At 36.6% G+C, this 11899-nt stretch carries 18 protein-coding genes and 1 pseudogene; 14 read left to right on the top strand and 5 right to left on the bottom strand.

The window, feature by feature from the left end:
- Nucleotides 1-278: helix-turn-helix domain-containing protein (locus AN490_RS12265; protein WP_300003546.1), on the bottom strand; the 278-nt coding region annotated here is incomplete at its 3' end.
- Between the two features lie 59 nt (nucleotides 279-337).
- Here AN490_RS12265 and AN490_RS12260 point away from each other — a divergent pair.
- The 7 genes and pseudogenes from AN490_RS12260 to AN490_RS12230 all read left to right on the top strand — a co-directional run bounded on the left by AN490_RS12260 (nucleotide 338) and on the right by AN490_RS12230 (nucleotide 6795).
- Complete coding sequence (locus AN490_RS12260) at nucleotides 338-520, top strand: hypothetical protein (RefSeq protein ID WP_148760059.1); 183 nt, start codon at nucleotides 338-340, stop codon at nucleotides 518-520.
- Nucleotides 521-875: 355 nt separating this feature from the next.
- Nucleotides 876-1778 (top strand): annotated as a pseudogene (locus AN490_RS12255) (peptidoglycan-binding domain-containing protein).
- A gap of 612 nt (nucleotides 1779-2390) precedes the next feature.
- Complete coding sequence (locus AN490_RS12250) at nucleotides 2391-4862, top strand: ATP-dependent Clp protease ATP-binding subunit (RefSeq protein ID WP_300003543.1); 2472 nt, start codon at nucleotides 2391-2393, stop codon at nucleotides 4860-4862.
- A 229-nt stretch (nucleotides 4863-5091) separates the two neighbouring features.
- Entirely contained in the window at nucleotides 5092-5649 is a 558-nt protein-coding gene (locus AN490_RS12245) for a Panacea domain-containing protein (protein WP_300003541.1), read from the top strand.
- Nucleotides 5642-6034, top strand: coding sequence for a hypothetical protein (locus AN490_RS12240; protein WP_300003539.1), 393 nt, complete (start codon nucleotides 5642-5644; stop codon nucleotides 6032-6034). The genes AN490_RS12245 and AN490_RS12240 overlap by 8 nt, the downstream gene beginning before the upstream one ends.
- Before the next feature lie 78 nt (nucleotides 6035-6112).
- Nucleotides 6113-6430 (top strand): Maf-like protein, encoded by a 318-nt coding sequence (locus AN490_RS12235; RefSeq protein WP_168634351.1) that lies wholly within the window; start codon nucleotides 6113-6115, stop codon nucleotides 6428-6430.
- Nucleotides 6427-6795, top strand: a complete 369-nt coding sequence (locus AN490_RS12230; protein ID WP_300003536.1) for an aspartyl protease — start codon at nucleotides 6427-6429, stop codon at nucleotides 6793-6795. The genes AN490_RS12235 and AN490_RS12230 overlap by 4 nt, the downstream gene beginning before the upstream one ends.
- Nucleotides 6796-6846: 51 nt before the next feature.
- On the opposite strand, the gene AN490_RS12225 is transcribed toward AN490_RS12230, so the two are convergent.
- The 3 genes from AN490_RS12225 to AN490_RS12215 all read right to left on the bottom strand — a co-directional run bounded on the left by AN490_RS12225 (nucleotide 6847) and on the right by AN490_RS12215 (nucleotide 8397).
- Nucleotides 6847-7617, bottom strand: coding sequence for a hypothetical protein (locus AN490_RS12225; RefSeq protein WP_300003534.1), 771 nt, complete (start codon nucleotides 7615-7617; stop codon nucleotides 6847-6849).
- Nucleotides 7618-7762: 145 nt separating this feature from the next.
- Nucleotides 7763-8179, bottom strand: a complete 417-nt coding sequence (locus AN490_RS12220) for a PIN domain-containing protein (protein WP_300003532.1) — start codon at nucleotides 8177-8179, stop codon at nucleotides 7763-7765.
- Nucleotides 8176-8397, bottom strand: coding sequence for a hypothetical protein (locus AN490_RS12215; RefSeq protein ID WP_300003530.1), 222 nt, complete (start codon nucleotides 8395-8397; stop codon nucleotides 8176-8178). The genes AN490_RS12220 and AN490_RS12215 overlap by 4 nt, the downstream gene beginning before the upstream one ends.
- Here AN490_RS12215 and AN490_RS12210 point away from each other — a divergent pair.
- The 6 genes from AN490_RS12210 (at nucleotide 8396) to AN490_RS12185 (ending at nucleotide 10001) form a co-directional block, all read left to right on the top strand.
- Nucleotides 8396-8584: a DUF1308 domain-containing protein gene (locus AN490_RS12210; protein WP_300003528.1), complete on the top strand. Its 189-nt coding sequence runs from the start codon at nucleotides 8396-8398 to the stop codon at nucleotides 8582-8584. The two genes, AN490_RS12215 and AN490_RS12210, sit on opposite strands and share 2 nt — an antisense overlap.
- A gap of 2 nt (nucleotides 8585-8586) precedes the next feature.
- A complete protein-coding gene (locus AN490_RS12205; RefSeq protein ID WP_300003526.1) occupies nucleotides 8587-8757 on the top strand; it encodes a hypothetical protein in 171 nt (56 codons plus the stop codon).
- An 84-nt stretch (nucleotides 8758-8841) separates the two neighbouring features.
- Nucleotides 8842-9030 (top strand): hypothetical protein, encoded by a 189-nt coding sequence (locus AN490_RS12200; RefSeq protein ID WP_271821936.1) that lies wholly within the window; start codon nucleotides 8842-8844, stop codon nucleotides 9028-9030.
- Between the two features lie 99 nt (nucleotides 9031-9129).
- A complete protein-coding gene (locus AN490_RS12195; protein ID WP_271821937.1) occupies nucleotides 9130-9267 on the top strand; it encodes a hypothetical protein in 138 nt (45 codons plus the stop codon).
- 88 nt (nucleotides 9268-9355) lie between these two features.
- Nucleotides 9356-9646: a hypothetical protein gene (locus tag AN490_RS12190; RefSeq protein WP_300003523.1), complete on the top strand. Its 291-nt coding sequence runs from the start codon at nucleotides 9356-9358 to the stop codon at nucleotides 9644-9646.
- Complete coding sequence (locus AN490_RS12185) at nucleotides 9636-10001, top strand: type II toxin-antitoxin system PemK/MazF family toxin (protein WP_300003521.1); 366 nt, start codon at nucleotides 9636-9638, stop codon at nucleotides 9999-10001. Before AN490_RS12190 ends, AN490_RS12185 begins: the two co-directional genes overlap by 11 nt.
- Before the next feature lie 92 nt (nucleotides 10002-10093).
- On the opposite strand, the gene AN490_RS12180 is transcribed toward AN490_RS12185, so the two are convergent.
- Entirely contained in the window at nucleotides 10094-10675 is a 582-nt protein-coding gene (locus tag AN490_RS12180) for a hypothetical protein (protein WP_300003519.1), read from the bottom strand.
- A 108-nt stretch (nucleotides 10676-10783) separates the two neighbouring features.
- Between AN490_RS12180 and AN490_RS12175 the strand changes: the two genes are divergently transcribed.
- Nucleotides 10784-11899: ISL3 family transposase (locus AN490_RS12175; RefSeq protein WP_300003517.1), on the top strand; the 1116-nt coding region annotated here is incomplete at its 3' end.

The raw sequence follows: 11899 nt of genomic DNA, 5'->3' as shown, positions 1-11899 counted from the left end.
TCCCATGCTTGGCGTAAGTCAGCTAACGCCTTCTGAGGGATATTTTTATTAACTTCGTAATACCAAATATGCTCAGATTTTACCTCAGCAATTAATCGCTTATGCAAGTCAATAGCTGATGGTAATTTAAGTTTTTCGCCTTCTTTTTGAGTAGCTAAAATATCCTTGATTTGAGCATTTGCCCAGTTATAGGCGTGTCTAGCTACTCCAGAAGCCTTGCGAAAAGCTGTAATCTGTCGGTTATTTGGAATTAGTGCAGTTTTGAATGATAAAAGCATTGATTCGACCTTTCAATGTTGTAGTATAGTTAGTATACCAACTTACAAGGTTAAAGTCAATGCCATTTGAGAAAAATAATAAAATTGGTGCTAAGAAAATCCTCAAAGCTGAGTTAGACGCTCAACCAATTTGTTTTAAAGGTCGGAAAGGACAGAGGGTAAAAATTAAAACCGTCCCTAACTGGCAACAACGGTTAAGGGAATTTGTTGATCAATTAATTGAAGACTTGGACAAACAGTAATATATGGATAGTTATGGGTAGAAATTATCAAACTGTTTCTACCCCCCATTTTAGAATGGAAGTAAGTAATGAGACAAAATTAATTACACAAATATTTGGACTGAAATCCGTAATGGACAAAGGATTGGTAAATAAATAATATGTAATTAATTCTGTCCAGGTACTTATGGAGCAATGAACTACCCCTGGCTAACTTCGTTTGAGCTTACTGAGAATGAGATAATGAGAGCAATCGCCTATTTTCCTTGTTAATATTCCTTGTTAAAAAATAATAAAGGTTATTTATAGATTTGAAATTTAAGATAGCTTATTTAACGTGGTGCAAACAAAACACTTGAATTATTAAGCGTATAATATGGAACTGCAAAACTTCTTGAATACAGAGGAAAAATGGGGTTACGAAGCGATCGCTGAAGATCGGGAATTGTCTCGGCAAGTTCAAGTAAGATTAATTGATTTAAGACTCCTAGAACCACCCGCCGACGGACTATTTGGACCAGTTTCCACAGCCGCGCTGAAAAAGTTCCAAACCTTAACAGAAACAGGAGAAACTGATTTTCTAGGTGCAGTCACAGCCAAAAAATTGATTGAAACTAAAACAGAAGACCTGCCAAAACCTCCTTTAAATCTAGGAACTGATATTGCCAGCAAGATCATTAAATATATGTTGGCTAAAAATTATGAAGTATTCACCAATCCCAAAGAATACAACATTGTTTATGTTTAAGGTATAAATGGAGACTGGACACTCAATAGTGATGCTGCCAACGCCTTTAATGACCGCCGCATTGTGATCGAAATCGTAGATGGTGTCCCCAAAATCGTTGATCATTGGCAAGCAACTACTGAACCAGGTAGTAAATATACTCACAATCCCATGAATCCCAAAGGAGCAGCAAGAATCCAGTTTGGACAATACAAGGCTTGGAGAGTGGGAAGACACGGTACTTCCAATCCCCATGAAGCATTAGTTCAATGCGGAAACATCACTGTTTGTCGAGATTTTAACAAAGATTTCAAACGAACTGGTGATGAATTGGATACAGGTGATTATTTTGCCGTTAATCAACATTGGGGCTATGATTACTCCAGCAATGATATCAAAGGAGCTAGTGCAGGTTGTTTAGTCGGTCGTCTAACGGAAGGACACCGTGAGTTCATGGCTATCGTTAAGCAAGACCGCCGCTATCTTCAGAACAATAGTTACACTTTTTATACTACCATCATTCCCGGGGATGATTTATTACAGTCAACTTAACGCAAAACCTCATATCCAGTGAACAACCTGGTAATGGGTAATGTTCATGATGGCTACTTAATTTAATAGGCGATAAAATCCCCGGTTTCATCCTTTAATTCTGCCAGTGCGATCGCTCGCGATACTAACATCAAAGCTTTAATTAAAGTTTAAAGGAGTCTGTACAGAGGTTTATATCCAACTTCTGTACAATTCAAGACAAAATTTCCAAAATCTAACTTACTCTAAACCACAGTTGTGAAGATAAAATAAAATTTTTATCCTGGTTTTATATCATAATATTTTTTGTTTTAATTCTTTTTAATAAAAAAATCTTATCATTCATGCCGATTTATTGACATCAACACACATTTTATGATAACGATGTGTGTTTGGGACTCCTAAACAAAATCCTCACATCAATAGTCTATTGTTTGGATTTAGCCACCAAAATGCTGGTAAAATCACTCTCCTCAGTACACTAGCTACCTAGAAACTAATTAATAGCTACTCATTAACCTATCAACCTCTGTCATGGTAATTGGATATCTAAATTGTTTATACAGATACCCAAAATTTTAGCCTGTGCTAAAATCAGCATACCGGCACGACGCAGGTGATAGGAAAAATGCCATGTTTGAGCGCTTCACAGAAAAAGCCATTAAGGTAATCATGCTGGCCCAAGAAGAGGCCCGCCGTTTAGGTCACAACTTTGTCGGAACTGAGCAGATCCTCTTGGGTTTGATTGGTGAAGGCACAGGAGTAGCCGCCAAGGTGCTGAAATCAATGGGAGTTAATCTCAAAGATGCTCGCATTGAAGTTGAAAAAATCATAGGACGGGGTTCAGGCTTTGTAGCCGTGGAAATTCCGTTTACGCCACGGGCAAAACGGGTTTTAGAACTATCCTTGGAAGAAGCACGCCAATTGGGGCATAACTACATTGGTACCGAGCATCTGTTGTTGGGCCTGATCCGCGAAGGGGAAGGTGTCGCAGCCAGAGTGCTAGAAAACCTCGGTGTAGATTTGACCAAGGTGAGAACCCAAGTGATTCGGATGTTGGGAGAAACGGCGGAAGTTACGCCGGGTGGCCCCTCTGGTCGCACTAAAACCCCAACTCTCGATGAGTTTGGATCAAACCTGACCCAAATGGCCATAGATAACAAGCTTGATCCTGTGGTGGGACGCGCCAAGGAAATTGAGCGGGTAATCCAAATTTTGGGTCGCCGGACTAAAAACAATCCCGTGTTGATTGGTGAACCAGGTGTTGGTAAAACCGCCATCGCTGAAGGTTTAGCTTCACGCATCGCCAGTAAGGATATCCCCGATATCTTGGAAGATAAGCGTGTGGTGACACTCGATATTGGTTTGCTAGTAGCGGGAACTAAATATCGCGGTGAATTTGAAGAACGTCTCAAAAAAATTATGGATGAAATCCGCTCTGCGGGTAATGTCATCCTGGTCATTGACGAAGTTCACACCTTAATTGGTGCAGGTGCAGCCGAAGGGGCGATTGATGCGGCAAATATCCTCAAGCCAGCTTTGGCCCGGGGTGAATTGCAATGTATCGGTGCGACTACTTTGGATGAATACCGTAAACACATTGAACGGGATGCAGCGTTGGAAAGACGCTTCCAGCCTGTAATGGTGGGTGAACCTTCTGTTGATGAAACAATAGAAATTTTATATGGTTTGCGCGATCGCTATGAAGCACACCACAAGCTGAAGATATCCGATGAAGCATTGGTGGCGGCGGCGAAATTGTCTGATCGTTATATTAGCGATCGCTTTTTGCCAGATAAAGCCATTGACTTGATGGATGAAGCGGGTTCACGGGTACGCTTGATTAACTCCCAACTGCCTCCAGCAGCCAAGGAATTAGACAAGGAACTACGGCAGATCTTAAAAGAAAAAGATGATGCAGTCCGTTCCCAGGACTTTGATCGAGCAGGAGAACTGCGTGATCGGGAAATGGAAATCAAAGCCGAAATCCGCACTATTGCTCAAACTAAGAGTAATGGCGCTAGTGGTGACGGTGTTGAACCTGTAGTTACAGAAGAAGACATTGCTCACATTGTCGCTTCCTGGACAGGTGTACCGGTGAACAAACTCACCGAGTCTGAGTCCGAGAAGTTGCTGCACATGGAGGATACCTTACACCAGCGCCTGATTGGTCAGGAAGACGCTGTGAAGGCTGTTTCCCGCGCTATTCGTCGCGCTCGTGTTGGGTTGAAGAATCCCAATCGGCCGATTGCTAGTTTTGTCTTCTCTGGTCCGACTGGGGTAGGTAAAACCGAATTAGCGAAATCCTTGGCTTCCTACTTCTTCGGTGCGGAAGAAGCCATGATTCGCTTGGATATGTCCGAATACATGGAGCGTCACACCGTCAGTAAATTGATCGGTTCACCTCCTGGTTATGTCGGTTACAACGAAGGTGGTCAGTTAACAGAAGCTGTCCGTCGTCGTCCTTACACTGTGGTGCTATTCGACGAAATCGAAAAAGCACACCCCGATGTGTTCAATATGCTTTTGCAAATTTTGGAAGATGGGCGTTTAACTGACGCAAAAGGTCGCACGGTGGACTTTAAGAACACTTTGCTGATTTTGACTTCCAACATTGGTTCTAAGGTGATTGAAAAGGGTGGTAGCGGTATCGGCTTTGAGTTCTCTGAAGATGCGACTGAGACGCAATACAACAGAATTCGCTCTTTGGTGAATGAGGAACTGAAGAATTACTTCCGTCCTGAGTTCCTGAACCGGTTAGATGAAATTATCGTCTTCCGTCAGTTGAACAAGTTGGAAGTTACCCAAATTGCCGAAATCATGCTGAAGGAAGTGTTTGGTCGCTTGACGGAAAAAGGCATTGTCTTAGAAGTCACAGACCGCTTCAAGGATCGCTTGATAACTGAGGGTTACAGTCCTAGCTACGGTGCAAGGCCATTACGTCGAGCAATTATGCGCTTACTGGAAGATAGTTTGGCGGAAGAAATTCTGTCTGGACGCATCAAAGATGGCGATACTGCTCTTGTTGACGTTGATGAAAATGGCATTGTGCAAGTTAGTTCTCAACAAACACGGGAGTTGTTACCCCAAGGTGTTGAGTCTTAGTTAGGTTTTTGTAATTGTTAATTGAACGGTGGAGGATTTCGGTTCTCTACCGTTTTTTTTGTTTCGCGCAAAGACGCTAAGGAGCAAAGGCGCAAAGAGGAGAAAGGGAAAAAATAAAAGTTGAAATAAACTGAGTAATGATATAGTCTGACATTTGTATAATAAATTTTCGCGTTTTCAGATCAAGATTTATAATATAGATGTACTATACTGCCACTCAAGGATAATTATGCCTATCCAGTTTCGGTTTCACCCAGAAAAAGCTGTAGAAGCCGCAGCTATACTTATGAAGCTGCATGGTAAGCCTATCAAATATTTAGGTTTGCTAAAAATGCTCTATATAGCTGATCGTATTGCATTAGAAAGAATAGAACAGCCAATTACAGGTGATCACTATGTATCAATGAAATATGGTCCTGTTCTTAGTGGTGTTTATGATCTAATTAAAGGTAAACCTGTTGATGATGCTCTACCTCTGTGGTCTGAGTACATTTCTCCTGGTGATAAGAACTTTGTTTACTTAGTCAAAGATCCAGGAAATGATGAACTATGCGAAGAAGAAGAGGAGATTCTTCAAGAGGTATATAAAACCTTTGGACATCTTGATCCATTTCAGGTTGCTGAATGGACTCATGATTTACCAGAGTGGAAAGATCCTCATGGTTCTGCTATTCCCATTTCAGTAGAAGATATTCTGAAAAATGTTGGTAAAAGTCAGGAAGAAATTGAGGAAATTAGACAAATAGCACTGAGGGAAGCATATTTAGATGAGGTGCTAAGTGTCTAGTATTTCTATAAACATAGGAGATGTATTTCTGATTGATACACCTCCTAATGGACAACATTTTTACGTCGCAATTGCAAAAACTTCTGATAATAAATATTTATTTGTTAATTTAACAGACAAGAAAAATAACTCTGAAACTACTTGTATCTTAGCACCAGATCCAAGTCTACCAAGTTTTATAAAAAAAGAATCAGTTATAACTTACTATTTTGCTCGTGAAATGGATGGAAATGATCTTGCTATTTGTATAACTTCTGGTAGTCCTATACCCAAAGATTGTTTTTCTGCTGATATTGTATCACAAATTCAACAGGGAGGATTAATTTCTAAGAAGTTGAAGAATAAATATAAAACTGCATTGAAGAATTTTTTAGGAATTGATTAAATTAAACTTAGTAATGGGAAAGGTTTACTTGAAAATCAAGAATAATTGGTAATTGATAAAAATGAGGTAAGGTGAATTATGAGTAATACAAAATCTGTGCGTCGTCGTCAACAAGGTAGAATTTTTCCAGAATTTACAATACCACCAGAAGAATTAGCAAAAAGGGAAGTGGAAAGAAATGCGCGAGGAGAAAAAGCGCGTGTTGTTTTTAATCGAGTTCGTCCTGAATTGATAAATGATCATTACAATTGGTTTATGGTAATTGAACCCAATAGTGCTGATTATTTTATTGATGTTGATGATAGTATTGCTGAAAAAAAAGCGCGGGAAAAATATCCTACAGGTTGGTTAGTGACTTTTAGAATTAATGAAACAGGTGCTTGCGGACGGATATGATTTTAGGTAATTTTGGTGAAGTTGGGGAGTTAATGTTTGAGATAGAGATTATTTCTGCTGATGAAGATAACTATCCTATTGAAGTTTTATTAGATACAGGTTTTACTAATGGTTGGTTAGCACTTGATATACAAGATGCTGAAATTCTAGGATGGCCTTTAATTGAACGTAACAGCACTATGCGGATGGCGCGGGGTGAGGCTTTTTTTGATATCTATGAAGGGAAGGTAAAATTAGATGGACAGGAGTATATTATTCCTGTTTTAGCTGCGGAAGGTATTTCTGAACCTTTGCTGGGTTTACAGTGGTTGACAATATTACCATTAACTGTTAATTTTCCTGAAGGAATATTGACATTGGGGTGAAAATAAAAAATATTTCGCTTTTGATTGAAAAAAGAAAAAATATTTATCCAGTTACATTGCTTGAACTATCATACCATCTGTAGTTTTGCTTAAATCGTTTTCAAGACCACGAGGATTTTTAATTCTTCTTTCTGGATCATAAACAAAACAAATGAGATTTTTACAATCAGGATGTGATTTATAACAAGTAATGTCTACAATTAATTGATCTCTAATTTCTTTATTAGTAAGCTTTTCGCGTGTCTTTTTAAGTTCAATAACAGTTTGTTCCTGCTTTAAAAGAAAATCAACTCTTGAAGCCCCACCAGCATAACTTGGAGTCCATTCTTCATCTCTAATATCGTCAAAATATAAAGTTAGTAAAGCATGAAATAAATCCTGGACATCATACTCATCATTAATTGCTATGGTATTTCTGCTACCGTGTCTAGTTTTTAGTTGTCTGGCAACTAAATCGAATCTATTGCAAAGAAGTTCAATCTTATTTAAATCAGGAATAGTAGGTTGATTTGTGTTCTTTTCTTCCCAATGATCTTGTATTTCCTTTATCATTGATTGCAAAATTGCACGAGATTTTTGTAGCCCATCTGGACATATACCATTAGTACGATTATTATAACCACCTTCACGAGCATAGGTTGCTGTGAAATTAATTTCCTTAAAATATATTAAATATTCGTTATTGTTACCAAATATACGTTTAATAGCAATTTCTGTGTCTATCTTCCACTGATGAAAATCAGGACTAAAAAACACAGATGTAAAGTTATCAATAGTTTTAAGTTGAACTGTGAGATTTTCAATTGCATCTTCTTTTTTCATTGTTTTCAACCCTGATTTACAACATAGCTGCATTGTAACATCTGTGATCACTAATGCGAAAGGTGTCGTTTAGTAAAGCTTACCGAAGCGATCGCTCCTGGTTAATGGTGGGGGAAGTGCGATCTCATCTGTGAAAATTACCTGATTACTCCCTAGAAATATGATTTAACTCCCCAGGTAAAATTACTGGAATTTCTGAACCTAAAAATCCAGACACATCACGACTTACAATCACATCTACCATTGATTTCATAGCACAAGCATACTGCACAGCATCCTCAAAATCTTGAAAATTTAAAGCTACTGCTGTTTCTAAAATATTTTTATCAACTGTGCAAATGTGTAAATCTGTGAGAATTTGAGAAATTGCATCTTGAGCAACTTTTACACCTGCTGCTTTACGAATAATATAATAAATATTAGTAATTGTAGTAGCAGCAATAAACCCTATAATCTCACCTGCATCAATTTTTGCAAATAGCTTGACTGCATCTTCTACAAAAGGTTCTCGTTCCAGCAAAAAATCTAGGACGACATTCGTATCAATAAAAACTCGCATCATTGGTATTTTTCAGTTAGATAAGTGACATACTCTCCATTAATATTCTCATCACTTGAGATATTTACACCTTTAGCAATACCACGCAATCGAGATAAATTACCCTGCTTTGATGGTGATATAGTTTCTTGTTGTATTGATTCTAATACAGTTTGTACTAATTGCCAGCGATCGCTCATTGGTAATTGTAATACTTGTTTTTGCAATTCTTGTAATGTCATGAGAAGATATCAAAAATTATTCATTTTCATTATATATCAATTTAACTATATTATTATATTAGGCACGGGTGATCAACTAAATATTGTCACCACCACAGCAGATGCAAAAGCTGTGAGAGCCGCTTCTGCTCAAGGTGTAGATTTTCATGTATATATTCATCCACCTTTTCCTTTAACTGGTAATTAATCATGCAAATCACTATTTCACCACATCTACAAAGTACATATAAATTAATTCAAAATGCTTTCCCCAAGGGAATAGAATCACAATCTTATTTACCGCTTTTATCATTACTCAGTGAGGAAATGTCAGATAGGAATTTAGCTATAATCAAAGATGGAACTGAATCAATTGCATAATTTTTGCAGCGCCTTAGTAATGGAAAAAGATTAATTGAAAGTGAAGAATAATTAATAATTTACAAAAATAAGGTAGGGAAAATAATGACTAATACAAAACCTGTACTTCGTCGTCAACAAGGTAGAATTTTTCCAGAATTTACAATACCACCGGAAGAATTAGCTAAACGGGAAACTGAAAGAAATGCGCGTGGAGAAAAAGCGCGTGTTGTTTTTAATCGAGTTCGTCCTGAATTAATAAATGATCATTACAATTGGTTGGTTAGCACTTGATATACAAGATGCTGAAATACTAGGATGGCCTTTAATTGAACGTAACAGCACTATGCGGATGGCAAGAGGTGAGGCTTTTTTGATATATATGAAGGGAATGTGAAATTAGATGGACAGGAGTATATTATTCCTGTTTTAGCTGCGGAAGGTATTTCTGAACCTTTACTTGGTTTGCAGTGGTTGAAAATATTGCCATTATCTGTTAATTTTTCAGAAGGAATATTGACACTGGGTTAATATTAAGTTTATTAACTACAAATTTCCTAATTTAAGCCGTGAAGAAATGAAAATGAATAAGTTTGTATAGGACGAGGTATTTTCAGTTATGATTTTTAGTGATGTAATTGAAGCAATTAAAGGTTTTTCAATTGAAGAAAAGTTACAAATTCAATTGTTGTTGCAGCAATACTTAACAGAAGAAGAAAATAGTGAACTCAATTTTTCTGAAAATATTGATGAATTGAAACAACAATTTATCAGCCGTCGTGAACTTATAAAGTTACCTATAGAGGAACGACAAAAGATTTTAGCAGCACAATCTGATTTAATGTTAGAGCATTATCAGCAAGATAAAGAATGGCAAGAATTACAAATGGGAGACTTAATTGATTACTAATTCTTCTATTCCTAACCGGGGTGATATCTGGCTGACTAATTTTGATCCAACTGTGGGAGCAGAAATTAAAAAAGTAAGACCTGCTATAATTGTCAGTTCTGATGGTGTTGGTAAGTTACCAATTAAATTAATTGCACCAATTACAGATTGGAAGGAATATTATGCTGAAAATATTTGGCACGTTAAGATTGAGGCAAATAACCAGAATAGTTTATCAAAAGATTCTGCTGTAGATATTTTACAATTGCGCGGCGTGGATGTACAAAGATTAATTCGTAAAATTGGAGAATGTTCGAGTGAAATAATGGAAGAAATCGCTGCGGCTATTGCGGTGGTGGTTGAGTATAATGAATAGTATGTATGATGCTGGAATGATAAAGATTGTGGTAAAAATAAAAAAAATTCGCTTTTGATTAAAAAAACGAAAAAATATTTATATGATTTTATTCAATTTATACAATCTTGAACTATCATACCATCTGTAGTTTTGCTTAAATCGTTTTCAAGACCACGAGGATTTTTAATTCTTCTTTCTGGATCATAAACAAAACAGATGAGAGTTTTACAATCAGGATGTGATTTATAACGAGCAATGTCTATAATTAATTGTTCTCCAACTTTTTTAGCAGTAAGATTTTCACTTGTCTTTTTAAGTTCAATAATAGTTTGTTCCTGCTTTAAAAGAAAGTCAACTCTTGAAGATCCACCGGCATAACTTGGAGTCGGTTCCTCATCTTTGATATCATCAAAATATAAAGTTAGTAAAGCATGAAATAAATCCTGAACATCATACTCATCAATAATTTCTATTGTACTTCTGTTACTATGTCTGTTTTTTATTTGTCTTGCAAATAAATCAAATTTATTGCAAAGAATTTTAATTTTATCTAAAGTGAGAATAATAGGTTGTTGATTGATGTTGTTTTCGTCCCAATAATCTTCTATTTCCTTGATCATTGATTCTAAAATTGGGCATCCTTTTTCTAAGCCTTGCTTTAATTGTCGTTCATATTCTTGTTGAGTAGTCAAGGAATTAGGAGCAGATATACTATAAAAAATATGGTTCTACCGCTCCCTTTATGAAAGGATAAGCAAATCAAAAGAGGTAGATAGACGAATTTCTGTCGAGAAAACAATATGAAACTTTCAGTAGAACAAATCCTCAATTTACAAGAGATGAAAGTCTTAAATTCCGACGAAATAGAAGGATTAGGATTAGTTATAGAAATTCAGAGAGATTCAGAATGTGCAAGGTGTCCAAGATGCGAGGTATTGAGCTATAGTAAACACCAAAACCATTGGCGAATGGTGAAAGATTTACCCTGGGGAAAAAACGAAGTATTATTAAGAATAAATCGGCGACAGTTTAGGTGTAAAAAATGTGGTCAAGTATTTAGTGAAGAATTAGAATTTATAGGTCAACAAAGAGGATATACAAAAAGATTAGCAAAAAAGATAGTTTCCGAAGTAATAGAAAGTAATGTGAATAGTGTAGCGAGAAGAAATGACATGACCTCCGAAGAGATAGCAACGATGTTATCAGATGAAATATCAAATATATTAGAGACAGATTTAAGTCAAGTAAAAAGAATAGGAATAGATGAAATTAGTTTAGTGAAAGGAAAAGGAAAATATGTAGGAGTCATCGTAGACTTAGATACTAATAGACCGATTAAACTCGTTGAATCAAGAAATCAATTAGAAATGCGAGAAGCGTTGCTAGAACTAGGATATAATATATTAAATCAAATAGTAGAAGTCAGTATAGACCTATGGAAACCATACAAAAGTTTAGTCTTACAATTGATGCCAAATGTTGATGTAACAGCGGATAGATTTCATGTAATGAAACAAGTCAATGAGGAATTAGATGCCGCACGTAAATCAGAAAAGAACGCTGCTAAACAGCTAACAGATGAAGAAAATAAAAATGAAATATTGGCAGGAATAAATAAGAGTAAATATGCTTTGTTAAAAAATGAAGATAATTTAACCATCAAACAAAAAGAGAAATTAGAAATGGTTCAAAAAGTCTCTCCAAATCTAGAGAAAATGCACCTGCTTAAAGAAGAATTTAGAGATATATTTGACCACGCAGAATCTTGGGGAGATGGAGTAATTAAACTATTAGATTGGATGTATGATGCTGTTGCATACTTCCCTAAAAGTATAGGAACTATTAGTAGATGGTTTGGAGAAGTAGCAGGCTATTTTGACCAGAAGACATCTAATGGTGCTGTTGAAGGAATTAAT

The organism is Anabaena sp. AL09 (genome assembly GCF_001672255.1).
In the GTDB taxonomy this organism is placed as follows: domain Bacteria; phylum Cyanobacteriota; class Cyanobacteriia; order Cyanobacteriales; family Nostocaceae; genus Dolichospermum; species Dolichospermum lemmermannii.
Note: the sequence above shows the minus strand (reverse complement) of the source record. Positions and strands in the feature narration are given on the sequence as shown.